The organism is Streptomyces sp. NPDC003034 (assembly GCF_053591375.1).
The window spans coordinates 13,778-38,779 of the sequence record NZ_JBSFTS010000039.1 but is presented as its reverse complement, the minus strand read 5'-3'; the positions used below and the strand labels follow the sequence as shown (position 1 = coordinate 38,779).

The following is a 25,002-nucleotide window of genomic DNA, read 5'->3' as shown; positions in this document are numbered from 1 at the left end:
GTTCTCGTTTCGTGTGGTGTTGTAGTGTCCGGGGTAGTGGGCCGGGGGGGCCCCCCCCCCGCGCCGGCCCCCCCCCCCCCCGCGCGAGTCGCCGTCCATGATCATCCCGTGCGGTGCCGGCACCGCACGGGTATGCGGGGTCCTGGCTGGAAGCCGCCGTGGGCATGGCAGGCTTGGGGCATGGCCGCTCAGATTTATCCCAGCATCCTGTCCGCCGACTTCTCCCGACTCGCTGAGGAAGCGAAGGCCGTCGAGGGGGCCGACTGGCTGCATGTCGACGTCATGGACAACCATTTCGTCCCCAACCTCACCCTCGGCATGCCGATCGTCGAGTCCTTGAGCAGGGCGACGGACATCCCGCTGGACCTCCACCTGATGATCGAGGACCCCGACCGCTGGGCCCCCCAGTACGTGGAGGCCGGCGCGGGCTCGGTCACCTTCCACGCGGAGGCCGCGGCCGCGCCCGTACGCCTGGCGCGGGAGATCCGGGCGAAGGGCGCGCGGGCGTCGATGGCGCTCAAGCCCGCGACGCCGATCGAGCAGTACGAGGACATCCTTCCCGAGCTCGACATGCTGCTGGTCATGACGGTCGAGCCGGGCTTCGGCGGCCAGCCCTTTCTCGACATCATGCTCCCCAAGATCCGGCGTACCCGGGAGCTGATCGCCAAGCACGGTCTGGAGCTGTGGCTCCAGGTGGACGGCGGGGTCTCGGCCTCGACCATCGAGAGGTGCGCCGAGGCGGGCGCCGACGTCTTCGTCGCGGGCAGCGCGGTCTACGGGGCGGTCGACCCGGCCGCCGCCGTGCGTACGCTGCGTGAGCAGGCGGACGCGGCGCTCGCCCTCGCGCCGTGGGCGTGCGACCACTGAGCCAAGCGTTGATGAACAGCTCGGTGAACGCAGGCCGTCCGGGCTGATCAACCGCCGTTGGATCTGACAGGATGAACGGCGAGTCGAGAGTGTGAACACGAGCGTGTGAACAGCAGTGAGGAGAACGCGGTGTCTGCAATGTCGGCGGGACGGTCAGCCCTGCGGATGGGACCCGCGGAGCTGGTGCAGGCGGCGGCCATGGCGCGCCGCTTCTACCTGGAGGGCAAGTCCAAGATCCAGATCGCCGAGGAGTTCGGCGTGAGCCGCTTCAAGGTGGCCCGCGTCCTGGAGACGGCCCTCGAACGGGACCTCGTACGCATCGAGATCCGGGTACCGGCCGAACTGGACGCGGAGCGCTCCGACGCGCTCCGCGCCCGGTACGGGCTGCGGCACGCGGTCGTCGTGGAGTCGCCGGCCGACGCCACGGAGGACGCCCCCGACCCGGAGAACCTGGGTGCGGTCGCCGCCGACCTCCTCGGTGAGCTGGTCAACGAAGGCGATGTGCTGGGACTGGCATGGGGGCGCTCGACCATTCACATGGCGGCATCCCTGCACCGGCTGCCGCCGTGCACCGTGGTGCAGCTGACCGGCGTGTACGACGCGGGGACCGCCGAGCGCGGCTCCGTGGAGGCCGTACGGCGGGCCGCGCAGGTCTCGGGCGGGGACGCGCACCCCATCTACGCGCCGATGCTGCTGCCCGATCCCGCCACCGCGGCGGCGCTGCGCGGCCAGACCGGGATCGCGCGCGCCTTCGAGTACTTCGACAAGGTCACCGTCGCGGCCGTCTCCATCGGCTCCTGGGAGCCGGGGATCTCGACGGTCCACGACATGCTGAGCGACGAGGAGCGGGCCCACTACGCCTCGCTGGGCGTGGCGGCCGAGATGTCCGCCCACCTCTTCGACTCCGAGGGCCGGCGGGTCGGGCGCGACCTCGGCGAGCGCTGCATCACCGTGGAGGCGGACCGGCTGCGCCGGATCCCCGAGGTCGTCGCGATCGCGGGCGGACTGCGCAAGGCCTCGGCGATCGGGGCGGTGCTGCGGTCCGGGCTGGTGACCAGTCTGGTCACGGACACGGCCGTCGCCGATTACCTGCTCACCGAGTCGGCCCCGGGCGTGCGGCCGGCGCTGGAGCGGGCAGACCCGGACGACTGACCGGGCCCGGCGCTGCTTGACCGCCTGAGCGCCTGAGCGCCTGAGCGCCTGACCGCCCGCCCCGACCGGCCCGCCCGGGCGAGCCTGACCTGTCCGGCCGAGCCCGATCGCCCCGGTTGTCCGGGTCCGAGGCCACCGCTGGTGCGGATGGTGCCGGAATTGAGATCCGAACGGCGGCCCGCGAGGCGGCCCGCTGGGCGCATACTGGTTCCGATGACTAAGTCAGCAGTACCTCGCCGCCATTTGCCGTCCAGCCCGTTCAAGGCCCCCGTGGAACCGCCGCTCCGGCAGTTCAGCGTCGGCGACCGGGTGTCTCACGATGAGCACGGCCTCGGCCGTGTCGTCGGTATTGAGGAGGGGATCGCCGTTCTCGTTGACTTCGGCTCGGTCCAGAAACGCATCCTGAGTCCCTACACCAAGATGGCCAAGCTCTGAGGCCAGTGGGCGATTCGCGAGCGAATCGGATGTTTGGCACGATCGGTGCATGATCTTCGGGAACGTGCCCCGGTCGTTGCTGCGCTTGCTGGGGGCTGTGTTCCTCTGCGCCGCGCTGGTCGGTGCGGTGGGCTGCGGCGGGAAGAAGCCCGCGCCCGCCGCCAGCGCCAGTACCGGCGCTGATCTGAGCGCGGGATCAAGCACGCCACCCAGCGCTCCACCGCGTGCGCCCCACGGTGCGTCCAGTGCCGCCCCGAGCGCCGTCCCCGAGTGGGCGAAGGGGATGCCCACCGTACGGGCCGACGCGCTGCCGGGGCAGGCGCGCGAGGTGCTGGCGCTGATCGACCGGGGCGGGCCGTATCCGTACCCGCAGGACGGGACCGTCTTCGGGAACTTCGAAAAGGTCCTGCCCGCGCAGAAGCGCGGCTACTACCACGAATTCACCGTGAGGACTCCGGGAGAGCGTGACCGCGGGGCCCGTCGGATCGTGACCGGGCAGGGCGGGGAGTTCTACTACACGGACGACCACTACCGGACCTTCAAGGCGGTTCTCCGATGACCCTGCACGCGCAGCCCCTCGCACCGGCGCTCGCGGCCGCGGAGAAGGCCGGCTGGACGACCGTACGGCTGGACCTGGACGGCGTACGCGGCAAGGCCGGGCTGATGGCGCGGTGCGGGGACGCGCTGCGGGCGCCGGAGTGGTTCGGCGGGAACTGGGACGCGCTGGCGGACGCGCTGCGCGACCTGTCGTGGCTGCCGGGGGCTCCGGGGCGGCTGGTGGCCGTGACCTCGTGGCGGGAGTTCGCCGCCGCGCGGCCGGCCGACTGGGAGACGCTGGTGGAGATCCTGGAGGAGGCCGTCGACTTCTGGCGTGCGCGGGCGCGGGAGCGGGAGGGGGCGCCGGCGTTGACGGTCCTGCTGGCCGGGCCGGCCCCCGCCGGGCGGGCCGCGCCGTCGCCACCGGAGGTCCCGTAGGTCCCGTAGGACCCGTAGGACCCGTAGGAAACGACCAGGCGGCCCGTTATGTCCTGGACGATCGGCCCGGACGGCATAAGGGCCGGGACGTGGGAGAATGAAGTACGTGCGTTTCCTCGGCTGCCCTGACGGGCAGGACGGGCCCCTCCGAATCGACTGGGATGTTCAGCACGTGCGTTTCCTCAATGACCTGAAGCCGCCGTACGATCTCACGTACGACGATGTGTTCATGGTGCCGAGCCGCTCCGCGGTCGGTTCCCGCCAGGGCGTCGACCTGTCCGCGCCCGACGGCACCGGCACCACCATTCCGCTCGTCGTGGCGAACATGACCGCCATCGCGGGCCGCCGGATGGCCGAGACGGTCGCCCGCCGCGGCGGGCTCGTCGTCATTCCGCAGGACATCCCGATCGAGATCGTCACCGACGTCATCTCCTGGGTGAAGACCCGCCACCTCGTGCTCGACACCCCGATCACGCTGGCGCCCGGCCAGACCGTCGCCGACGCGCTGTCGCTGCTGCACAAGCGGGCCCACGGCGCCGGTGTCGTCGTGGACGGCGAGAACCGCCCGATCGGCGTCGTCACCGAGCACGACCTGAGCGGCGTGGACCGCTTCACCCAGCTCTCCGAGGTCATGTCGAAGGAGCTGCTGCTCATCGACGCCGACATCGACCCCCGCGAGGCCTTCAACAAGCTCGACGCCGGCCACCGCAAGGTGGCCCCGGCCGTCGACGCGGACGGCAAGCTCGTCGGCATCCTCACCCGCAAGGGCGCCCTGCGCGCGACCCTGTACACCCCGGCCACCGACGCCAACGGCAAGCTGCGCATCGCGGCCGCCGTCGGCATCAACGGCGACTTCGCGCAGAAGGCCAAGCAGCTGCTCGACGCGGGCGTGGACACGCTCGTCATCGACACGGCGCACGGCCACCAGGAGTCGATGATCAACGCGATCAAGGCCGTCCGCGCGCTGGACCCGCAGGTCCCGATCGTGGCCGGCAACATCGTCGCCGCCGAGGGCGTCAAGGACCTCATCGACGCCGGCGCGGACATCATCAAGGTCGGTGTGGGCCCCGGCGCCATGTGCACCACCCGCATGATGACCGGCGTCGGCCGCCCGCAGTTCTCCGCGGTTCTGGAGTGCGCGGCCGAGGCGAAGAAGTACGGCAAGCACGTGTGGGCCGACGGCGGTGTCCGCCATCCGCGCGACGTGGCGATGGCGCTGGCCGCCGGAGCGTCCAATGTGATGATCGGCTCCTGGTTCGCCGGGACGTACGAGTCCCCGGGCGACCTCCAGCAGTCCGCCGACGGGCGCCTGTACAAGGAGTCCTTCGGCATGGCCTCCGCGCGCGCCGTGCGCAACCGCACCTCCGAGGAGTCCGCCTACGACCGCGCCCGCAAGGCGCTGTTCGAGGAGGGCATCTCCACCTCGCGCATGTTCCTCGACCCGTCCCGTCCGGGCGTCGAGGATCTGATCGACTCGATCATCGCGGGCGTCCGCTCTTCTTGCACCTACGCCGGTGCGGGCTCCCTCGCGGAGTTCGAGGAGCGGGCCGTGGTGGGCATCCAGTCCGCCGCCGGTTACGCCGAGGGCAAGCCGCTGCACGCCAGCTGGAGCTAGGCTTCGCCCGTGGCCCCGTTCCTCCCTGTGGAGGACCGGGGCCACCGGCGTATCCGGGGAGGCGCGGGAGCGTGGCAGCGGGGCGCGCGGAGGGCCGGTCAGTGCCCGGCGAGCCGGCCGCCCGGCGGTGAACTGTGCACCCCGGACCGGTACTTGGGAATGCGCAGGGTGATCTTCATGCCGGCGCCGACACCGGTCTCGATCACCAGCCCGTAGTCGTCCCCGTACACCTGCCGCATGCGCTCGTCGACATTGGGCAGCCCGATGCCGGCGGAGGATCCGCCGCGCTCCCCGGCCAGGATGCGCCGCAGCAGGGCCGGATCCATTCCGACGCCGTTGTCCTCGATGGTGATCACCGCCTCGGCGCCGGCGTCCCGGGCGGAGATGCTGATCCGGCACTCCTCGGTCGAGTCCTCCAGGCCGTGCTTGACCGCGTTCTCCACCAGCGGCTGAAGGCACAGGAAGGGCAGCGCCACCGGCAGCACCTCCGGCGCCACCTGGAGCGTCACCTTCAGCCGGTCCCCGAACCGGGCCCCGGCCAGCGCCAGGTACTGCTCGATGGAGCGCAACTCGTCGGCGAGGGTGGTGAAGTCGCCGTGGCGCCGGAAGGAGTAGCGGGTGAAGTCCGCGAACTCCAGCAGCAGATCCCGGGCCCGCTCCGGATCCGTCCGCACGAACGAGGCGATGGCGGCCAGCGAGTTGAAGATGAAATGCGGCGAGATCTGCGCCCGCAGCGCCTTGATCTCCGCCTCCATGAGCCTCGTCCGCGAGCGGTCCAACTCCGACAGCTCCAGCTGTACGGAGACCCACCGCGCGACCTCGGTCGCGGCCCGCACCAGTACCGCCGACTCCCGGGACCCGTAGGCCACCAGCGCGCCCAGCATCCCGTCCTCGCCGGTCAGCGGAGCCACCACCGCCCACTTCAGCGGGCAGTCGGGCCGCTCGCACCCGGTCCGCACGCTCTGACTGCGCCCCGATTCCAGCATCTGCGCCACCCGGGCCATCGCCCGCCGCTGATGGTGGTCCGCCCCCGGGCCGTCCCAGGCGAGCACCGCCTCCCGGTCGGTCAGGCACAGCGCCTCCGTGCCCAGCAGCGACCGCAGCCGCCGGGCGGCCTTGCGTGCGGCGTCCTCGGTCAGGCCGGCGCGCAGCGGGGGAGCGGCCAGCGAAGCGGTGTGCAGGGTGTGGAAGGTGGCCCGCTCCACCGGCGTGCCGAGGTCCAGCCCGGCCGCCCGCTCACCGCGCCGGGTATGCCACCGCCCCGCCGCCCACCCGGCGCCCAGCAGCAGGGCCGCGCAGGCCACCGCCAGCAGGGCCGGCGCCACCCCGGTCACCGCCCGCCTCCCGCGCGGTCCACGGCCACGTCCTCCGGCAGGTGCAGCCGGGCCAACACGGCCGCCGTACCGCGCGGTACCCGCGAGGGGGTGGCCAGCGAGACCAGCACCATGGTCAGGAATCCGAGCGGCACCGACCACGCGGCCGGCCACGCCAGCAGGGTGTGGGTCCAGCCCGCCGGGGCCAGCCCGGCCCGCGTGGCCAGTACGGCGCCCAGCGCCGCGCCGCCGCCCGTGAGCAGACCGGCCACCGCCCCCGGCGGAGTCAGCCCGCGCCACCAGATGCCCAGCACCAGCAGCGGGCAGAACGACGAGGCCGAGACGGCGAAGGCCAGGCCCACCGCGTCGGCGACCGGCAGGTGGCGGGCGGCCACGCTCCCGGCCAGCGGTACGAGGACCGCCACGAGCACCGCCAGGCGGAAGCTGCGCACCCCGCGCATCGGCAGTACGTCCTGGTGCAGCACCCCGGCCACCGCCATGGTCAGCCCCGAAGCCGTCGACAGGAAGGCGGCGAAGGCGCCCCCGGCCAGCAGCGCCCCCAGCAGCTCGCCGAGCAGCCCGCCCAGCATCCGGTCGGGCAGGACGAGCACCGCCGCGTCCGCGTCTCCGGTGAGGGCCAGTTCGGGGGCGTAGATCCGGCCCAGCGCCCCGTACACCGGCGGGAGCAGGTAGAAGGCGCCGACCAGCCCGAGCACGACGAGGGTGGTCCGCCGCGCCGCCCGCCCGTTGGGGCTGGTGTAGAAGCGCACCGCGACGTGCGGCAGCCCCATGGTGCCGAGGAAGGTGGCGAGGATCAGGCCGTACGTCGCGTACAGCCGGTGCTCCCGCCCGCCCTCGGACAGCGGCTGGGACCAGCTGGACACGCCGGGACCGGCCTCCGGGCGGGTCTGCGGGACCGCCGTCCCGGGGACGAACTCCAGCCGCGCGCCCGCCCGTACGGTGTGCTGTCCGGCGGCGAGGGTCACCGTGGCGGCCTCGTGCGTACGCCCGTCGACCCGGCCCGTCACGGTCAGCGTGAGCGGTGCGTCCAGGGTCAGCCGGACGTCCTCGGCCAGGGTGACCGAGGTGTGGGTGCGCAAGACGGCCGGCGCGTCGAAGGTGGCGCGCGGAGCGCCGTCCCCGGCCCAGGCGGCGATCAGGAAGAAGGCGGGGACCAGCAGGGCGGTGAGCTTGAGCCAGTACTGGAAGGCCTGTACGAAGGTGATGCTGCGCATGCCGCCGGCGGCCACGGCCGCGCTCACCACGGAGGCGACGACCACCCCACCGGCCCAGTGCGGGGCGCCCGTCAGGATCTCCAGGGTCAGTCCCGCGCCCTGCAGCTGGGGCAGCAGGTACAGCCAGCCGACCCCGACGACGAACAGCACCGCGATCCGGCGGACCGCCTGCGACTCCAGGCGGGCTTCGGCGAAGTCGGGCAGCGTGTAGGCGCCCGAGCGGCGCAGCGGGGCCGCGACCAGGACCAGCAGGACCACGTACCCGGCCGTGTACCCCACCGGGTACCAGAGCATCTGGGGCCCCTGGAGCAGCACCAGCCCCGCCACGCCGAGGAAGGAGGCGGCGGAGAGGTACTCCCCGCTGATGGCCGCCGCGTTCAGGCGCGGGCCGACGGTGCGGGAGGCGACGTAGAAGTCGGAGGTCGTCCGGGATATCCGCAGACCCAGCGCGCCGACCAGGACCGTGGCCAGGACGACGACGGTGACCGCGGTCAGCGCGTACGTCTGGTTCACCGGGCGGTCCTTCGGCGGGGCTGGGCGGTGGCGCGGCGGCGGGCAGGGGCGAACCGGAGTCTATGCACCCCCGCGGACCGCGCGACAGACATGATCCGGCCCCGGCCCCGGCCCCGGCCCCGGCGGGCTCGGGCCGGGCGGGGCGGTCGTGCGGTCCGTGCCCGGCCGCCGGAAGGCACGAGAAGACCGGAGCTCCTGCCGTTCGGGGGCGCGTGCCTCGCGTCCGGGCGCGGGCCGCGTGTGCGCGGTGCGGAACGCGGGGCGGCGCGTGGGCGGTTCAGGTCGCGGGGTCCCGGTGCTCCGCGCAGTCGCGCAGGGCGATCTCCAGCTCCACGTACGACTCCTCCGCGCGCCGGAAGGCCAGCGTCAGCGCCGCCTCCGCGCGGGGCGGCACCTGGCGCCGGACGTCCTCGCCCGCCTCGTACAGGACGTCGGCCCAGCGGGCGGCCGCGCTGCGCAGCCCGGCCAGCAGGGCCTCGGCCTCGGCGGGCCCGGCAGGCTGGGTGCGGGGCAGTCCGGTGAGCGCGTCGAGCAGCGCCTGCATCTCGGACATCAGGCTCCCCCCCCCGCGCACCGGAAGATCCACGATACGTGCGGCCGCGGGCCCGGACGGCCCGGTGCGCGTCCGCTGCGGCCGACGGCCCCGGCGGATCGCCCTACGCCCCTCGCCGTGCGACGAACGGCACGGGAACGGGCGCCGGACGGCTGGGGAACGGGCGTCGGGCGTGCCGGGCGCGGGGCGTCGGGCGGCTCGGGAACGGGCCTCGGGCGGGTGGGAAGCGGGCGTCGGGGTGGCCGGGACCGGCGCCGGGAAGCGCGCCGGGCCGTCGACCGGTGGGCGCTCGGTGGGTGGCGCCCGGTGGGTGGGCGCCCGCCGGTCAGCCCGTGGCCCGGCTCATCAGCAGGTCCCGCAGCTCTCGCGCATGCCTGCGGCTCACCTGTAGTTCCGCCGAACCGACCCGGACGCTGGTCGTACCCGCGTCCAGCCGCAGTTCGTCGATCCGGGCCAGGGCCACGAGATGGCGGCGGTGGATCCGGACGAATCCGCGCGCTGCCCAGCGCTCCTCCAGCGTGGACAGCGGGATCCTGACGAGGTGGCTGCCCTCGTCGGTGTGCAGCCGGGCGTAGTCGCCCTGCGCCTCGACGTAGGAGATGTCCGCGATGGCCACGAACCGGGTGACCCCGGCCAGTTCGACGGCGATCTGGTCAGCGCCGCGGTCGGCGGCGACGGTGGGCCCGGGGCCCGCCCGGCGCGCCCCCGCCGCGGCCGGGACGGCCTGCGCGGCCCCGGCCCCGGCTGCGGCCCCGGCGGGCAGCCGCTCCGCCGCACGGTCCAGCTGGGCGCAGGCCCGCCGGACGGCCTCGGCCAGCCGCTCCGGACGCACGGGCTTGAGTACGTAGTCCACGGCCTTGAGGTCGAACGCCTGCACGGCGAAGCCCTCGTGCGCGGTGACGAACACGATGAGCGGCGGCCGCGCGAAGCCGGCCAGCAGCCGCGCGATGTCCAGTCCGGTCAGTCCCGCCATGTGGATGTCGAGGAAGACCACGTCGATGCCGTCGGCGCCGTCCGGACCGCCCTCCAGCGCCCGGGTGATCCGGCGCAGGGCCTCGGTGGCGTCCGAGGCGCCCTCCGCGCTGTACACCCGGGGGTCGGAGCGCAGCAGGTAGAGGAGCTCCTCAAGGAGCGGCTTCTCGTCGTCGACGGCCAGTACGCGCAGCATGCGGCCGAGTCTAGGTTTCGCCCCCGCCGGGACGGAACGGTCCGCGGATCCCGTCCCGGCGGGCGGGCAGAGCATCCCCCTCCCTCACCCCGCGCCGCATCCGGTCCGGCGCAGCGCCGTGGCCACGGCGAGACCCAGTACCCGGTGTCCGGCGTCATTGGGGTGCAGGCCGTCCGCCAGGTGCTCCGGGCCCAGCAGGTCGCGGCCCGGGAGCAGGGTGAGGCGGTCGTCCCCCGCGGCGATCCGTTCCCGGGTGGCACGCTCCATGGCCTCGCGCAGGGCGCCGAGGGTGGCGCCGAGCCGGTTCGGGGTGCGCTCCGCGTCGGGGCGCAGGACGGGGGAGACCAGCAGCAGCGGGGTGCGCGGATGCCCCTGCCGCAGCAGGTCGAGGAAGCTGCGCGTGGTCTCGTACAGCAGGGGCGCCGAAAAGGGCACGCCGGTCCAGCAGTTGGTGCCGAAGGCGAGGGTGAGGGCATCGGCCGGCAGGCTCGCGAGCTGCTCGGCGACGGCCAGCTCGCCGCGGGCGGCTCCCGCGTAGCCGAGGTTGACGGTGTCCCAGCCCAGCGCGCGGCCGGTGACGGCGGGCCAGCCGTGCGCGGGCCGGGTGGACCACCAGCCCTCGGTGATGGAGTCGCCGTGCACCACCCAGCGCGGGGCGGCGGGTGCCGGGGTGAGGGGACCGCCGATCCCGCGCAGGCCGAGGATCAGCGGGGACCGCGTCTCGGGCGGGTGGATGGTGAACGGCCCGCGGCCGCCGCGCAGCCCGATCCGTACGACGGACTGCGCGGCCGGATCGGTGAACACCTCGGTGACCACCCCGTGCCGGTCCCACAGGGCGAATCCATGGGCGAGGTCGCGCAGGGCGTCGGTGGGGCCGGGCGGGACCGCCCGGTAGCGGATCTCCACCGCCCGCGCGGCCTCGGTGGTGAACTCCAGGCGCACCCCGATGGGCAGGGCGGCCCGTTCGCCGGCGTCCCAGGGCAGCCGCATGGTGTCGGCGGGGTCGGCGCGCACCGGGCGGCCGTCGTCGAGCCAGGCGACCCCGCGCAGGAAGGGAGCGGGATCCTGCCAAGGGCCGTGGCCGCCGCTGCCGCCCTGCCCGCCCTGCCCGCCAGGGCGGCCCTCGTCACCTCGGCGGTCCCCGTCACCTCGGCCGCCGCCGCCTTCAGCGCCGCTGCCGCTGCCGCTGCCGTCCTCATCGTCGCGGTGGTCGTCGTGCTCGGTCACTCTTCGCCTCCGGTCGTCGGTTGGGGGAGTCCTGCCCCGACACGTACGAGGCCACGGCCGAGCCGGGAAAGTCCGGGGCAGTCGCTATGGCACCGCCTCCCCGGCGACCTGGCCCGGCGGGGCCGCCTGCCGCCCCCCTTTCCCGCGGGCGGCGAGGCGCCGACCCCGGTGCCGCCTCCGTCACCCGTACCCAGCGCGCGCCGGTGCGATCACCGCCGAGCCGCGCCGATCAGAGACCGGCGCGGCGGCCGCCTCCCTACGCGGGTACGGGGAGGGCGTCCCGTGCGGGGCCACCCTCCCGCACCCCTCGCCCCGAGCCTCCGGGCCATCCGGCGCCCGGACGCGCGCGAGGGCTGCGCGGCGCGCTGCGGCACGTCCTTCGGGGTGCGGATTCGGGTCCAGGGCGGCACCGTGCAGTAGAGCTGACGATGCGTCAATAACAGCCGTCGCGGCGATCTGCGCAGCGATCGATCATCGGCGCGCAACGAAGGACCATCCGGGACAGATCCACGCAACGATCGTGCGCCAATGTGCAAGGATGGTGCATTACGGGCGGTATCACTCAGCTCGTAGGCTCACTCGCTGTACGTGGAGTGGCGTGGACCGCCTGCTCGGCGGTTCCGTGTCCAGGCTCTGCCTGCTCTGCTCCGGACCGCTGCGGTCGATGCCTGTCAGTCCCCATCCGCAGCGACGAAGGAGTACCCCCGTGCTCGACCACGGCCAGGCGCCACCACTCACCAAAGAGCCCCGCAAGCCTGCCCACCCGCTGCTCCGCCGCAAGCCGGTCGAGCAGCTGGTCGCCGAGGGCGGTCAGGGCGAGGGCGGCGCGCTCAAGCGCTCGCTCACCATGTGGCAGCTGACCATGATCAGCATCGGCGCGACCCTGGGCACCGGCATCTTCGTCGTCCTCGGCGAGGCCACGCCGATCGCCGGCCCGGTCGTCTTCATAGCCTTCATCGTCGCGGGCCTGACCGCGCTGTTCTCCGCGCTCTCGTACGCCGAGCTGGCGGGCTCGATCCCGGTCTCGGGATCCTCGTACTCGTACGCCTACGCCACCATGGGCGAGCTCGTCGCCTGGATCTGCGGCTGGTGCCTGATCCTGGAGTACGGCGTCTCCGTCGCGGCCGTCGCGGTCGGCTGGGGCCAGTACCTCAACGAGCTGCTCGACGGCACGCTCGGCCTCACCATCCCCGAGGGCTTCTCCGCCCCGCTGGGCGAAGGCGGCTACATCAACCTGCCGGCGCTCGTCGTGGTGCTGCTCTGCATGGTCTTCCTGCTCCGCGGAGCCAAGGAGAGCGCCCGGATCAACTCGATCATGGTGGGCGTCAAGATCTTCACGCTGGTGCTCTTCTGCGTCATCGGCTTCCTGGGCATCAAGGCCGGCAACTACACCCCGCTGGCGCCGCTCGGCATCACCGCGATCAGCACCGCCGCCGCCATGCTCTTCTTCTCGTACATCGGCTTCGACGCGGCCTCCACGGCCGGCGAGGAAGCCAAGAACCCGAAGAAGGACCTGCCCCGCGCGATCATGCTCTCGCTGCTGATCGTCACCGCGCTGTACTGCCTCGTCGCGCTGGTCGCGGTCGGTGCCATGCCGTGGCAGGACTTCGAGGGCAGCGAGGCCGCGCTGGCCCAGATCATGCAGAACGTCACCGGCCACAGCTTCTGGAGCGTCATCCTCGCCGCGGGCGCGGTCGTCGCCATCGCCAGCGTCGTCTTCGCCGTGCTCTACGGCCAGACCCGCATCCTCTTCGCGATGGCCCGCGACGGCCTGATGCCGAAGGCCTTCGCCAAGGTCGACGCGAAGACCGGCACGCCGCGCGTCAACACGATCATCGTCTGCCTCTTCTGCGGGATCCTGGCCGCCACCATCCCGCTCGGCGAGCTGGCGAACGCCACCAGCATCGGCACCCTCTTCGCCTTCGCGCTGGTCAACGTCGCCGTCGTCATCCTGCGCTACAAGCGCCCCGACATGGACCGCACCTTCAAGGTCGCGCTCTTCCCCGTCACCCCGATCCTGGGCTTCCTCTTCTGCGCCTACCTCATGACGGAACTGCCGATGTCCACCTGGGTCGTCTTCGGTGGCTGGATGGTGGTCGGGCTCGTGATCTACTTCCTCTACGGCATGCGCCGCTCCAGCCTGGCCACTGTGGCCGCCGCGACCGCTTCGGCCGCGGAGGCCGCTGAATAGAAGTGATTCACCCCCCGTGCGACTGAACGATCTCGACGAACGCATCGTGCACGCCCTCGCCGAGGATGCCCGCCGCTCCTTCGCGGACATCGGCTCCGAAGTCGGGCTCTCCGCCCCCGCCGTGAAGCGGCGGGTGGACCGCCTGCGGGCGGAAGGGGCCATCACCGGCTTCACCGTCCGCGTGGACCCCGCCGCCATGGGCTGGGAGACCGAGGGCTTCATCGAGATCTACTGCCGCCACAACACCTCGCCGGACGACATCCGGCGAGGTCTGGGGCGCTACCCCGAGGTGGTGTCCGCGTCGACCGTCACCGGCGACGCGGACGCCCTCGTCCAGATCTTCGCCTCCGACATGCGCCACTTCGAGCGGGTGCTGGAGCGGATCGCGGGCGAGCCGTTCGTGGAGCGCACCAAGTCGGTACTGGTCCTCTCGCCCCTCCTGCGCCGCTTCACCTCGGGCGCGCCTGCCTAGGCCCCTGTCCGGGCGATCTCCGCGGGCCCGCGCTGCCTGGCACGGCACCTCAGGCCCGGGCCGATACGGCGACACCCGGGCGGGCCAGCAGGGTCTGGCGCTCCTCCTCGGTGCAGCCGCCCCAGACCCCGAAGGGCTCCCGGGTGCGCAGCGCGTGCTCCAGGCAGGCCGCACGCACCGGGCACCCCGCGCACACCCGCTTGGCGGCCGCGTCCCGCTCCTCGCGGTCCTCGCCCCGCTCACCGGCGGGATGGAAGAACCGGCCGGACCCGAGCTCCCGGCAGGCCGCGCGGGTCTGCCACTGCCAGTGGTGGTGCGCGGCGCCGGGCAGGCGTGAGACATCGGTCATGGCAGTTCCTCTCCGTGGGTTGCTGCGCGTTTGACCGCTCGGCGGCCCCTGAAACCCGCGATGGCCGCACCCCGCGAGGCCGCCCCCGGGGCGGCGCCCGCACCCACCGCGCGGGCTTCCTGCCCGAGCGCTGCCGGAGGCGCACCGGGGGGTACAGAGGGCTCTACGGACCCCCACGCAACGAATCTCCGCCCCCGCGCCGGAACACGCAACGAATCGCTGCGCGCAGCGCAACAGTCATGGCTTGTCGCCGTCCACGGCGCGAACGTACCGTCTTAGGACAACCCCACCCCTCCTGCCACAGAGGTACGCCCATGCCCCCGCTGCGCATCGCCCTCCTCCAGAGCTCCGGACGGCTCGGCGACACCGCCGAGAACCTCAAGGCGCTCGACGAGGCCGCGGCGCGCGCCGCACAGGGCGGGGCCGGGCTCCTCGTGACCTCGGAGATGTTCCTCACCGGCTACGCCCTGGACGTCCAGGACATCGCCGGCCTCGCCGAACCGGCCGACGGCGCGTCCGCCCACGCCATCGGCATGATCGCCCGCCGCCACGGGGTCGCCGTCCTGTACGGCTACCCCGAGCGCGCGGGTACCGCCGTCTTCAACGCCGCGCAGCTCATCGGCCCCGACGGGGCCGCGCTCGCGAACTACCGCAAGACGCACCTCTTCGGCTGCTTCGAACAGGACGCCTTCACCCCGGGCGACACCCCCGTCGTCCAGGCGGACCTCGGCGGCCTCCGCGTCGGCCTCATGATCTGCTACGACGTGGAGTTCCCCGAGAACGTCCGGGCCCACGCGCTCGCCGGTACCGACCTCCTCCTGGTGCCCACCGCGCAGATGCACCCGTTCCAGTTCGTCGCCGAACAGCTCGTCCCCGTACGGGCCTTCGAGAACCAGATGTACATCGCGTACGTCAACCGCACCGGCCCCGAGGGCGAGTTCGAGTTCGTCGGACTCAGCTGCCTCGCGAGCCCCGACGGGGTCACCCGTACCCGGGCCGGACGCGGCGAGGAGCTGGTGTTCGGCGAGGCCGACGCCGAGCTGCTGCGGGCCTCGCGCGAGAACAACCCGTACCTGCGCGACCGCCGCCCCGGGCTCTACGCCTCCCTCGTCTGAGACCTCTTCTTCCCCCAGCCCTGCCGCAAGCCCGCAAGGAGCCGTACCCCCATGACGTCCACGGTGCCCACCGCCGTCCCGCACAACGCCGGACAGCCGCCGATCACCATGTTCGGCCCGGACTTCCCGTACGCGTACGACGACTTCCTCGCCCACCCGGCGGGTCTGGGCCAGATACCGGCGACCGAGCACGGTACGGAGGTCGCCGTCATCGGTGGCGGGCTGTCCGGCATCATCTCCGCCTACGAGCTGATGAAGATGGGCCTCAAGCCCGTCGTCTACGAGGCGGACCAGATCGGCGGCCGGCTGCGCACCGTCGGCTTCGAGGGCGCCGGCACCGAGGAGCTGACCGCGGAGATGGGCGCCATGCGCTTCCCGCCGTCCTCCACGGCGCTCCAGCACTACATCGACCTCGTCGGCCTGGTCACGGAGCCCTTCCCGAACCCGCTGTCCGAGGCCACCCCCTCCACGGTCGTGGACCTCAAGGGCGAGTCGCACTACGCCGAGACCATCGCCGACCTCCCGCAGATCTACCGGGACGTCGCCGCCGCGTGGAACGACTGCCTCGACGAGGGCGCCGACTTCACCGACATGAACACCGCGATGCGGGAGCGGGACGTCCCGCGCATCCGCGAGATCTGGGCCAAGCTGGTCGAGAAGCTCGACGACGAGACCTTCTACGGGTTCCTCTGCAAGTCCGAGGCCTTCCAGTCCTTCCGCAAGCGCGAGATCTTCGGGCAGGTCGGCTTCGGCACCGGCGGCTGGGACACCGACTTCCCGAACTCCATCCTGGAGATCCTGCGCGTCGTCTACACCGAGGCCGACGACCACCACCGCGGCATCGTGGGCGGCTCGCAGCAGCTGCCGCTGCGCCTGTGGGAGCGGGAGCCGGAGAAGATCCTGCACTGGGCGCAGAGCACCTCGCTGTCGTCGCTGCACGGCGGTACGCCGCGTCCGGCGGTGACCCGCCTGCACCGCACGGCCGGCAACCGCATCACGGTCACGGACTCCTCCGGCGACATCCGCACCTACCGCGCCGCGATCTTCACGGCGCAGTCCTGGATGCTGCTGTCGAAGATCGAGTGCGATGACACGCTCTTCCCGATCGACCACTGGACGGCGATCGAGCGCACCCACTACATGGAGTCGTCCAAGCTGTTCGTCCCCGTGGACCGGCCGTTCTGGCTGGACAAGGACGAGGAGACCGGGCGCGACGTCATGTCGATGACGCTGACCGACCGGATGACCCGCGGCACCTACCTGCTGGACAACGGCCCGGACAAGCCCGCCGTCATCTGCCTCTCGTACACCTGGTGCGACGACAGCCTGAAGTGGCTGCCGCTGTCCGCGAACGAGCGGATGGAGGTCATGCTGAAGTCCCTCGGCGAGATCTACCCCAAGGTCGACATCCGCCGCCACGTCATCGGCAGCCCGGTGACCGTGTCCTGGGAGAACGAGCCCTACTTCATGGGCGCGTTCAAGGCCAACCTCCCCGGCCACTACCGCTACCAGCGGCGCCTGTTCACCCACTTCATGCAGGACCGCCTCCCCGAGGACAAGCGCGGCATCTTCCTCGCGGGCGACGACATCTCCTGGACGGCCGGCTGGGCCGAGGGCGCCGTCCAGACCGCGCTGAACGCGGTGTGGGGCGTCATGCACCACCTCGGCGGCTCCACGGACGCCACCAACCCCGGCCCGGGTGACCTCTACGAGGAGATCGCCCCGGTCGAGCTTCCGGAGGACTGACCGCCGTCCTTCCGGCCCCGCATGCCCGGGCCGCCGCCGTGCGCTGGAGACCGCACGGCGGCGGCCCGTTTCCATGCGCGGGGCCGGCGCGGGCGGGCTGGCCGGGCCGGGAAGGCTACGGGGCTCAGGCCGGCGTACGCACGGGCCGCACCGGGATCCGGCCCGTCGGAATCAGGAGACAGCGGCCGACCAGGCCGACGCCCGCGTCCAGGGAGCCCCGGAACTCCTCCGCCAGCTCGGGCGAGCGGCGCAGGGTCCAGAGCAGGCGGGCCGCCGCCCAGGCGCCCGCGCGGGCGCGCTCCAGGCTCCAGGAGCCGATCAGGTGGGTCAGCGGGTCGGCGATCTCCAGGAGGTCGGGGCCGGGCATCAGCTCCTCGCGGATGTGCTCCTCCAACGAGACCAGGGTGTCGCCGACCCGGTCGAAGTCGGCTTCGAGGGCGGCCGGTTCGCAGTCCAGGGCGCGACACGTGGCCACCACCGCCAGCGCCAGGTCGTGCCCGATGTGCGCGTTGATGCCGGCCAGGGCGTGCTGGAGCGGCCGGACGCCGGGGTGGCGGCGGTACTGGAACAGCGGCCGCCAGCACGCGGGCACCGACCGGTCATCGTCGGCCGCCGCTTCCACCGCCCGCAGGTAGTGCTCCGCGAACCGCACGCTGAGCATCCGCGCCGCCCTGGGCACGGGGAAACCCCCGCGCTCGATGCGGCCGTGCAGCGTCTGCGTCACCGTCAGGTACACCCGGTTGAAGACGGCGACGCCGTCCTGCGCGGGGAGCCGCTCGTCCAGGGCGCGCATCCGCGCGAGCACCGCTTCCATGGGACGCAGAGTCGCAGGTGCCGGCGCCGATCCGGGGAACTTGGCCGCACGCTTCCCCGGTTCGGGCGAAACCCCGTCAACGCGGCGTGTCCCGGCCGCCCTGTTCGTCGTAGGCCGAGGTGCCCGCGTCGAGCAGCGGCTCCTGCTCCTTGAGGTGCGCGGGGGCGAAGTACCGCAGCGCGTGGTAGCCGGTGATCACCACGATCGTGCCCAGCGCGATGCCGCCCAGCTCGAAGCTGTCGGTGATGTGCAGCTCGACCCCGCCGACGCCGCTGATGATGCCGGCCGCGGCCGGCACGAGGTTCAGCGGATTGCGCAGGTCCACCCGGCCGTTCAGCCAGATCTGGGCGCCGAGCAGGCCGATCATCCCGTACAGGATGACGGTGATGCCGCCGAGCACCCCGCCCGGGATCGCGGCGACGACCGCGCCGAATTTGGGGCACAGCCCGAAGAGCAGTGCGAAGCCGGCGGCCGCCCAGTAGGCGGCGGTGGAGTAGACCCGGGTGGCCGCCATGACGCCGATGTTCTCGGAGTACGTGGTGTTCGGCGGGCCGCCGACCGCCGTGGACAGCATGGACGCGGCGCCGTCGGCCGCGATGGCGGTGCCGAGCTTGTCGTCTATCGGGTCACCGGTCATCTCACCGACGGCCTTGATGTGGCCCGCGTTCTCGGCGATCAGCGCTATCACCACGGGCAGGGCGATCAGGATGGCCGACCATTCGAACTGCGGGGCGTGGAAGGTCGGCAGGCCGATCCAGTCGGCCCGGCCCACGGCGGCCAGGTCCAGCCGCCAGTGGTCCACGGCCTCCGCCCCGCCGACCGGTGAGTGGATCTTGCCGAAGAGCAGGTCGAGGACCCAGGAGAGCACGTACCCGAAGATCAGTCCGAGGAAGATCGCGATCCGCGACCAGAATCCGCGCGGCAGACCACGGCGAGGCCGGTGAACAGCATGACCAGCAGCGCCGTCCACTGGTCCTGCGGCCAGTACGTCGAAGCGGTCACCGGCGCCAGGTTGAAGCCGATCAGCATGACGACCGCGCCCGTGACCACCGGCGGCATCGCCGCGTGGATGATCCGCGCGCCGAAGCGCTGGACCGCGAGGCCGGAGAGGAACAGCGCCGCGCCGACGACGAAGACGGCGCCGGTGACGACGGCGCTGTCCCCGCCCGAGGCCCGGATCGCGGCGGCGACGCCGACGAAGGAGAGCGAGCAGCCCAGGTAGGAGGGGACCCGGCCGCGCGTCGCGAGGAGGAAGAGCGCCGTCGCGACACCGGACATCATGATGGCCAGGTTCGGATCCAGGCCCATGAGGACCGGCGCGACGAAACTCGCGCCGAACATCGCCACCACGTGCTGGGCGCCCAGACCGGCGGTCCGCGGCCACGACAGCCGCTCGTCGGGCCGGACCACCGCCCCGGGGGCGGGAGTCCGCCCGTCTCCGTGAAGGGTCCAGCGCACGCCGAGGCCCATGTTCCGCTCCGTTTCTCCGGCTGATCACACACGGAGGCCGCAGCGCGTGAGCTGCCGCTGCGGCCGACGGTGTAAGAACGATGTACGAACAATAGCGAGGTACCGGTGCCATGTTACGGCCCGATAGAGGAGGGTTCGTCCCGATTGGCCGGACCCGTCTCCGTCGCCGTCGGCGCCCCGCCCTGCCCCGCCGCGGGCTTCGGCCGCAGTACTGCGGCCCCCGCGACCAGCGCGAAGGACAGCAGGGTGACCAGTCCGAAGGAGACCACCAGCGAGGTCGCGTCGGCCACCGCCCCGATCGCCGACGGCGCGATCAGCCCCGAGGTGTAGGTGATCGTCGCTACACCGGCGATGGCCTGCGCCGGGGCCGGACCGCTGCGCGCGGCGGCGGCGAAGGCCAGCGGGACCACGACCGCGATGCCGAGCCCGATGAGCCCGAAGCCGGCCAGGGCGGCCGCCGGATGCCGGACGGTGATCAAGAGCAGCCCGCCCGCGGTGGCCAGTACGCCGCTCACCCGCACCGTGAGCACCGCCCCGAACCGGTCCACCACCCGGTCCCCGGCGAGCCGGGCGACGGCCATGGTGAGCGCGAAGGCGGTGGTGGAGGCGGCGGCCAGACCGGCGTCGGTGTGCAGCACGTCCCGGAGGTAGACCGCCGACCAGTCCAGGCTCGCGCCCTCCGCGAAGACCGCGCAGAAACCGATGGCGCCGATGAGCAGAGCGGACCTGGGGGGCAGCGCGAAGTGCGGCGGCGCCTGCGCCTGCGGGGCGCTGCGCAGGTCCAGCACCCGCCGTACGGCGAGCAGTCCGGCCGCGGTCAGGGCGAGCGCGGCGATCAGGTGGTGCAGCCTCGCGTCGGCCCCGGTGTGCGCGGCGACCGTACCGGCAGCGGAGCCGAGCAGCGCGCCCACGCTCCACATGCCGTGCAGCGAGGACATGATCGACCGGCCGAGCCGGTTCTCGGTCTCCACGCCCAGCGCGTTCATCGCCACGTCCGACATGCCCGAGGTGGCTCCGTAGACGAAGAGCGCGGAGCACAGGACGGGCAGGTTCGGGGCCAGGCTCGGCAGGACGAGGGACAGGGTCCACATCGCCAGCAGGGCCCGCAGGGCGGTGCGGGCCCCGAAGCGGTGGTTGATCCGCCCGGCCAGCGGCATCGCGAGCGCGGCGCCGAGGGCGGGAAAGGCGAGGGCGAGCCCCAGGGTGCCCGCATTGAGCTGCGCGTGGTCCTGGATCCAGGGGATGCGGGTGGCGAAGGACCCCGTGACGGCGCCGTGGGCGCAGAAGACGGCGGCGATGGCCGAACGGGCATGGCGCAGTCGCGCCGGGCTGAGGTCGGTTTCCCCGGTCATGACCGTAAACTATCAGGGAGCCTGCCTGATGGTTGATGACTTCCCCCTCCCTAGGATGGGCGCCGTGACTCCCGCCAAGGCCCTCGCCACCTTCGCCACGTTCGCTCCCTCCGCCACGCCCTCCGCCGCCGCCCCCTCGCCCGCCTCGCCGAGCACCGCCCGGGCCATCAACGACCGGCTGGCCCTTCGGCTGCTCCAGGAATCCGGGCCCCTGACGGCCACCCAGCTCAAGACCATGACGGGCCTCTCCCGCCCCTCGGTCGCCGACCTCATCGAGCGGCTCACCGAGGCCGGCCTGATCGAGGTGGTCGGGGAGTCCGGCGAACAGCGGCGCGGCCCCAACGCCCGGCTGTACGGGATCGTCGCCCGCCGCGCGTACCTGGCCGCGCTCGACGTGCGCACGGACAGCGTCACGGCCGTGGTCACCGACCTCCTCGGCCGCCCCCTGGCCGAGGCCGCCCTGCCCGTCGGCGCCCCCGAGGACGCGGTGGCGGCCCTGCTGCGCACCGCCCGCGAGGCCGGGGCGGCGCACCTGCACACCGTCGTCATCGGCGCCCCCGGCCTGGTGGCGCCCGCCACCGGCGAACTCCGCGACACCACCGGCCTGCCCGCCTGGCACCGGCACCTGGTCAACGCCCTCCAGCGCAGCCTGCCCGCCGTGGTGGTGGTCGAGAACGAGACCAACCTCGCCGCCCTCGCCGAACAGCGCCTGGGCGTCGCCCGCGACCTCGAATCCTTCGTCCTGCTGTGGCTCGGCGCGGGCGTCGGCGCCGCGGTGGTCCTGGATGGCCGGCTGCGCCGGGGCGCCTCGGGCGGCGCGGGCGAGATCGGCTTCCTCCCGGTGCCGGGCACCGACGGCCTGCCCTCCGCCACCGACTGCGGGGGCGGCTTCCACGCCCTGACCGGCCGGGACGCCGTGACGGCCCTGGCCGCGGAGCACGGCTTCCGCGGCCCGGCGGAGGAAGCCGTGGCGGGCGCCGCCGGGGAGCCGTTCCTCGATGCCCTCGCCGAGCGGCTCGCGCTGGGCGCGGCGGCCGTCGCGGCGGTCCTGGATCCGGGATGCGTGGTACTGGCGGGCGAACTCGGCCGCGCGGGCGGCCCCGCCCTCGCCGCCCGCGTCGCCCGCCGCCTGGCCACCCTGACCCCCGTTCCCACGGAGGTCCGCGCCACGGCCCTGGGCGGCCCCGCGGTCCTGGAGGGGGCGCGGCTGGCGGCGCGGGAGGCGGCGCAGGAGGTGCTGTTCGGAGCATGAGGGGACACCCGTGCCCCTCGGGCTCGTCCGGGCGGTCGTGTGCGGAGCCGGATGAGGGCTGCGGCGGTTCCAGGGGATGAGGGCCTGGGCGGCGAGGGCGACCGCCGGCGGAGGGGCGCGGGGGATGCGGCCGGGATACGCCCACCGGGTGGTAAGCGGCGCGTTGTGTGGGTCGGACATGACCCGGTGTGCTCCGAAATGCGAAGGTCTTTCGGCATTCACAGCTCTGACCGCACGGCGGCGCCGCTTCGGCGTCGCCCGATCGACGAGGAGAACCCGATGCTCACCCAACTGCACCGGCCGCACCCGGTATCTGTCGCATCGCCGGCCGAGCAGGCGGCGCTGACCGCCCTGCTCGCCGAGGGCGAGATGCCCGTCAGCGACGCGCCGCTGTTCTGCCCGGCCTCGGCCACCAGCTTCCTCATCCTCCTCGGCCCCAAGGAGCCGAAGGAGTAAAGAGCCGCTAGAACCGCACGTTCCGACTCCGCCCGCCGTCACAGGAGACCTCACGCGATGTCAGTCACCGTCGACTCCCTGCGCGACGAGTACGCCGCCGCAGTCGAACGGATGGCGGGTCGTGCCCTCGACGCCCTGACGGGCGGCGGGGGCACGGTCGCGTTCACCCGCGAGCTTTCCAGGGCCGAGCTCGCCGCGGTGCGGGTGCTGGGGCCTGACCTCTTCGCCCCGGCACTCTTCCATCCGGGGCCGCTCGACCCCCACACCGCGCAGGTTGCCGTCGAGGCATGCCAGGCCTTTCCGCCGCCTGCCGGCGGCGACACCGTGCTGACCGGCTGGCACGACTGGGCCACCGGGCAGCTGGCCGCCCGGGCCGGCCTCACCCTCACCATGCCGGCTCCGGACCGTCCGCCCGCCTTCGAGAGCTGGCAGCAGTGGTCACTGGCCATGGCGCGCCTGGCTCCGCTGGCCCTGCCCGGCCTCGACAGTCCACTCCACGAGATGGTCCGAGGAGAGGCTCCGGCTCTGGCCCGCGGCACGGTCCGCGCCATGCTGCGCCGAGATCACCGCACGGCCGCCAGGCTCACCCGCTGGATGGCCTGGCTGCACAGCGCCGGCGTACCGGCCCCTGTGGAGAGCGCGCCGCTCCTCCTGCGCCTGCGCCAGGTCAGTGACGGAAGTGCCCGCGCCACCCTCGACCTGACGCTGGCCCATCGGCTGCTCACCACGGAGACGCGATGACCGACACCGCATTCCTCGCCTCCGTTCAGCAGTGGTCCTCCCGCGCACTGCACTGGCTGCACACCTCGCACCAGCAGGGACACGGCCGCCTCCCGGCAGACGTCACCGTCGACCTGGGCGACCCGAACAACGCCTACAAGCCGCTCGCAGAGGCAGCTCTCGCCGCTTCCCTGATCCTGCGCGAGGGCGTGGCCGGAGCCCACGACATCGCGACGGCGCGCACGATGCTCGACTTCTGCTGGCACCAGCTGCACGACGGGAACCTGCTCTACGAGCGGCAACTGCGGCACATGATGCTCACCGATCCGCTGGAGACGTACGCTCCCTTCGCCCGAGCCGGATACCGGCACCGCCCCCTGGACGAACTGCTCGACTCCTACAGCCGCCTCAAGGCGCCGCACGCCGCCGAGCTCCTACCGAACCGCAGACTGGCGGTGGCCAACGCCCACCGGGTGGTGGGGCTGCCCGTCAAGGCCGACTGGACCGCACTGGCCGCAGCCACCTGGCTCGGAGCCACCCCCGAGCCCTGGGCGATCGACTGGAGCACCGCCTACGCCCTCACCCACACCGTCTTCCACCTCACGGACTGGGGCGCCCGACCTGACGGCCTGCCGGAGCCCATGCGCGACTACCTGCACACCTGGCTTCCCGTATGGGTGGACATCTGGCTGGAGGTCGGCCAGTGGGACCTCGTCGGCGAACTCCTGATCGTCGACTCCTGCATCGGGGAACCCGTCTGCGGCACCGGGCCCTGGGAGCAGCTCACCGCCGTCCAGCACCCGGGCGGGCTGACGCCCCGTGACAGCGCCCCGGTCGCGGAAGACGCGCGGCAGGCGTTCAAGGACCATGAGCACACAGCGGCTGTAGCCGTCATCGCGGGTACCGTCACCCTGTCCAGAACGCTCGGCGCATCCGCCGCGGCAGCATGACCTCGCCCTACCTCACCCCCTTGGTGGCAGCCGTCCCCACCGCCACGGCCGTGACCCTCGCCGTGCTCCACGACGGACACCAGGAGGTGTGGTGCCACGGCCGCGAATCAGCCGCCGGACCACCCACCACACCCGCCACGGCCTACGAGATCGGCTCCGCCACCAAGACCTTCACCGCACTCCTGCTGGCCGAGATGACGGCACGCGGCGAGGTGGGCCTGCACGACCCGGTCCATGCCCACCTGCCCGCCGGATACCGCCTGCAAGGCAGCCACGCGGGCTCGATCACCCTGCTGCACCTGGCCACCCACACCTCCGGCTTGCCCCGCCTGCCCCCGGGACTGCTGGCGCGGGCCCTGCCCAGGTGGTTCACCAACCCGTACAGCGCCTATGGCGATGACCAACTGCTCGAATCCCTGCGCCGCACCCGGGTACGCAACCGCCCCGGCAACCGGCTCCGCTACTCCAACTACGGCGTGGCGCTGCTCGGCCGGGCACTTGCCGAGGCCGCCGGAGTCGGCTACCCGAAGCTGCTGGCCGAGCGGGTATGCCACCCGCTCGGCCTGGCGGCCACCACCTGCGAGCCCGACCCAGTGACCCAGGCCGTCGGCCACCGGCGCGGGCGGCCGCTGCCGCCCTGGCGCATCCCCGGGCTGCCCGCGGCCGGCTCACTCCGTTCCACCGGCACCGACTTGATCCGGTACCTCTCCGCCCACCTGGACCCGCCCGGCACCGCAATGACGGAAGCTTTGCGCGAGGTGCAAAGGCCAAGAGTGCGCCCACCACGATCGGCTGACCAGCTCTGCCTGATCTGGAACCGGCGAGAGGTGAACGGGAGCGACCTGCTGTTCCACTCCGGCGCCACGCGGGGCTTCACCAGCTTCGTCGGTTTCGCACCACAGGCCAAGGTTGCCGTAGCGGCCATGGCCAACACGGGCCCCAGTCGGAACGGCCGTTTCGTGCAGAGCTCCTACTCCGTCCTGCGGCGGTTCGCGGAAGTGGCGGAGCCATGAGGCCGGCGGGAGGACGAGGCGCCCGCCCCGGCGTACGCATGCCTGACCG

At 73.0% G+C, this 25,002-nt stretch carries 23 protein-coding genes and 1 pseudogene; 15 read left to right on the top strand and 9 right to left on the bottom strand.

Features of this window, described 5'->3' with window-relative positions; translation table 11 throughout:
- The first annotated feature begins 180 nt into the window (after positions 1-180).
- The 6 genes from rpe to ACWDX7_RS26880 all read left to right on the top strand — a co-directional run bounded on the left by rpe (position 181) and on the right by ACWDX7_RS26880 (position 5,044).
- Entirely contained in the window at positions 181-867 is a 687-nt protein-coding gene (gene rpe, locus ACWDX7_RS26905; RefSeq protein ID WP_451492991.1) for a ribulose-phosphate 3-epimerase, read from the top strand.
- Positions 868-1,005: 138 nt separating this feature from the next.
- Positions 1,006-2,019: a sugar-binding transcriptional regulator gene (locus ACWDX7_RS26900; protein WP_451493022.1), complete on the top strand. Its 1,014-nt coding sequence runs from the start codon at positions 1,006-1,008 to the stop codon at positions 2,017-2,019.
- A 213-nt stretch (positions 2,020-2,232) separates the two neighbouring features.
- Positions 2,233-2,454 carry a CarD family transcriptional regulator gene (locus ACWDX7_RS26895; protein WP_451492992.1) on the top strand — a complete coding sequence of 74 codons (222 nt, stop codon included), beginning with the start codon at positions 2,233-2,235 and terminating at the stop codon, positions 2,452-2,454.
- A gap of 49 nt (positions 2,455-2,503) precedes the next feature.
- Positions 2,504-3,013, top strand: a complete 510-nt coding sequence (locus ACWDX7_RS26890; RefSeq protein WP_451492993.1) for a ribonuclease domain-containing protein — start codon at positions 2,504-2,506, stop codon at positions 3,011-3,013.
- On the top strand, positions 3,010-3,429 hold the full coding sequence (locus ACWDX7_RS26885) for a barstar family protein (protein ID WP_451492994.1): 420 nt from the start codon (positions 3,010-3,012) through the stop codon (positions 3,427-3,429). The genes ACWDX7_RS26890 and ACWDX7_RS26885 overlap by 4 nt, the downstream gene beginning before the upstream one ends.
- 151 nt (positions 3,430-3,580) lie before the next feature.
- Positions 3,581-5,044 carry a GuaB1 family IMP dehydrogenase-related protein gene (locus ACWDX7_RS26880; RefSeq protein ID WP_451493023.1) on the top strand — a complete coding sequence of 488 codons (1,464 nt, stop codon included), beginning with the start codon at positions 3,581-3,583 and terminating at the stop codon, positions 5,042-5,044.
- A gap of 98 nt (positions 5,045-5,142) precedes the next feature.
- Here ACWDX7_RS26880 and ACWDX7_RS26875 read toward each other — a convergent pair whose 3' ends face one another.
- From ACWDX7_RS26875 to ACWDX7_RS26855, 5 genes are all read right to left on the bottom strand, one after another.
- The gene (locus tag ACWDX7_RS26875) at positions 5,143-6,378 is read right to left on the bottom strand and encodes a histidine kinase (protein ID WP_451492995.1); all 1,236 of its coding nucleotides are present in this window, start codon (positions 6,376-6,378) and stop codon (positions 5,143-5,145) included.
- On the bottom strand, positions 6,375-8,105 hold the full coding sequence (locus ACWDX7_RS26870) for a sodium/solute symporter (protein WP_451492996.1): 1,731 nt from the start codon (positions 8,103-8,105) through the stop codon (positions 6,375-6,377). Before ACWDX7_RS26870 ends, ACWDX7_RS26875 begins: the two co-directional genes overlap by 4 nt.
- Before the next feature lie 277 nt (positions 8,106-8,382).
- The gene (locus ACWDX7_RS26865) at positions 8,383-8,658 is read right to left on the bottom strand and encodes a hypothetical protein (protein WP_451492997.1); all 276 of its coding nucleotides are present in this window, start codon (positions 8,656-8,658) and stop codon (positions 8,383-8,385) included.
- A gap of 325 nt (positions 8,659-8,983) precedes the next feature.
- Positions 8,984-9,826, bottom strand: coding sequence for a LytR/AlgR family response regulator transcription factor (locus ACWDX7_RS26860; RefSeq protein ID WP_451492998.1), 843 nt, complete (start codon positions 9,824-9,826; stop codon positions 8,984-8,986).
- A gap of 84 nt (positions 9,827-9,910) precedes the next feature.
- Positions 9,911-10,876: a GDSL-type esterase/lipase family protein gene (locus ACWDX7_RS26855; protein WP_451493024.1), complete on the bottom strand. Its 966-nt coding sequence runs from the start codon at positions 10,874-10,876 to the stop codon at positions 9,911-9,913.
- A gap of 883 nt (positions 10,877-11,759) precedes the next feature.
- Here ACWDX7_RS26855 and ACWDX7_RS26850 point away from each other — a divergent pair.
- Positions 11,760-13,244 (top strand): amino acid permease, encoded by a 1,485-nt coding sequence (locus ACWDX7_RS26850; protein ID WP_451492999.1) that lies wholly within the window; start codon positions 11,760-11,762, stop codon positions 13,242-13,244.
- Positions 13,245-13,260: 16 nt separating this feature from the next.
- Positions 13,261-13,716, top strand: coding sequence for an Lrp/AsnC family transcriptional regulator (locus ACWDX7_RS26845; protein ID WP_451493000.1), 456 nt, complete (start codon positions 13,261-13,263; stop codon positions 13,714-13,716).
- Positions 13,717-13,765: 49 nt separating this feature from the next.
- On the opposite strand, the gene ACWDX7_RS26840 is transcribed toward ACWDX7_RS26845, so the two are convergent.
- Entirely contained in the window at positions 13,766-14,065 is a 300-nt protein-coding gene (locus tag ACWDX7_RS26840) for a WhiB family transcriptional regulator (protein WP_451493001.1), read from the bottom strand.
- Between the two features lie 314 nt (positions 14,066-14,379).
- On the opposite strand from ACWDX7_RS26840, the gene ACWDX7_RS26835 reads away from it, so the two are divergent.
- Positions 14,380-15,180, top strand: a complete 801-nt coding sequence (locus ACWDX7_RS26835) for a carbon-nitrogen hydrolase family protein (protein ID WP_451493002.1) — start codon at positions 14,380-14,382, stop codon at positions 15,178-15,180.
- A 51-nt stretch (positions 15,181-15,231) separates the two neighbouring features.
- Positions 15,232-16,926: a flavin monoamine oxidase family protein gene (locus tag ACWDX7_RS26830; protein WP_451493003.1), complete on the top strand. Its 1,695-nt coding sequence runs from the start codon at positions 15,232-15,234 to the stop codon at positions 16,924-16,926.
- A 124-nt stretch (positions 16,927-17,050) separates the two neighbouring features.
- Here ACWDX7_RS26830 and ACWDX7_RS26825 read toward each other — a convergent pair whose 3' ends face one another.
- The 3 genes and pseudogenes from ACWDX7_RS26825 to ACWDX7_RS26815 form a co-directional block, all read right to left on the bottom strand.
- Positions 17,051-17,740, bottom strand: coding sequence for a DUF5995 family protein (locus ACWDX7_RS26825; RefSeq protein ID WP_451493004.1), 690 nt, complete (start codon positions 17,738-17,740; stop codon positions 17,051-17,053).
- A gap of 76 nt (positions 17,741-17,816) precedes the next feature.
- Positions 17,817-19,210: pseudogene (locus tag ACWDX7_RS26820) on the bottom strand (uracil-xanthine permease family protein).
- 113 nt (positions 19,211-19,323) lie between these two features.
- The gene (locus ACWDX7_RS26815) at positions 19,324-20,562 is read right to left on the bottom strand and encodes an MFS transporter (RefSeq protein ID WP_451493005.1); all 1,239 of its coding nucleotides are present in this window, start codon (positions 20,560-20,562) and stop codon (positions 19,324-19,326) included.
- A gap of 55 nt (positions 20,563-20,617) precedes the next feature.
- On the opposite strand from ACWDX7_RS26815, the gene ACWDX7_RS26810 reads away from it, so the two are divergent.
- The 5 genes from ACWDX7_RS26810 (at position 20,618) to ACWDX7_RS26790 (ending at position 24,953) form a co-directional block, all read left to right on the top strand.
- Positions 20,618-21,814 carry an ROK family protein gene (locus ACWDX7_RS26810; RefSeq protein ID WP_451493006.1) on the top strand — a complete coding sequence of 399 codons (1,197 nt, stop codon included), beginning with the start codon at positions 20,618-20,620 and terminating at the stop codon, positions 21,812-21,814.
- Positions 21,815-22,093: 279 nt separating this feature from the next.
- Entirely contained in the window at positions 22,094-22,270 is a 177-nt protein-coding gene (locus ACWDX7_RS26805) for a hypothetical protein (protein ID WP_451493007.1), read from the top strand.
- Positions 22,271-22,327: 57 nt separating this feature from the next.
- Positions 22,328-23,011 (top strand): hypothetical protein, encoded by a 684-nt coding sequence (locus tag ACWDX7_RS26800; protein WP_451493008.1) that lies wholly within the window; start codon positions 22,328-22,330, stop codon positions 23,009-23,011.
- Positions 23,008-23,940, top strand: coding sequence for a DUF6895 family protein (locus tag ACWDX7_RS26795; protein WP_451493009.1), 933 nt, complete (start codon positions 23,008-23,010; stop codon positions 23,938-23,940). The genes ACWDX7_RS26800 and ACWDX7_RS26795 overlap by 4 nt, the downstream gene beginning before the upstream one ends.
- Positions 23,937-24,953 (top strand): serine hydrolase domain-containing protein, encoded by a 1,017-nt coding sequence (locus tag ACWDX7_RS26790; RefSeq protein WP_451493010.1) that lies wholly within the window; start codon positions 23,937-23,939, stop codon positions 24,951-24,953. The genes ACWDX7_RS26795 and ACWDX7_RS26790 overlap by 4 nt, the downstream gene beginning before the upstream one ends.
- Positions 24,954-25,002 lie beyond the last annotated feature (49 nt).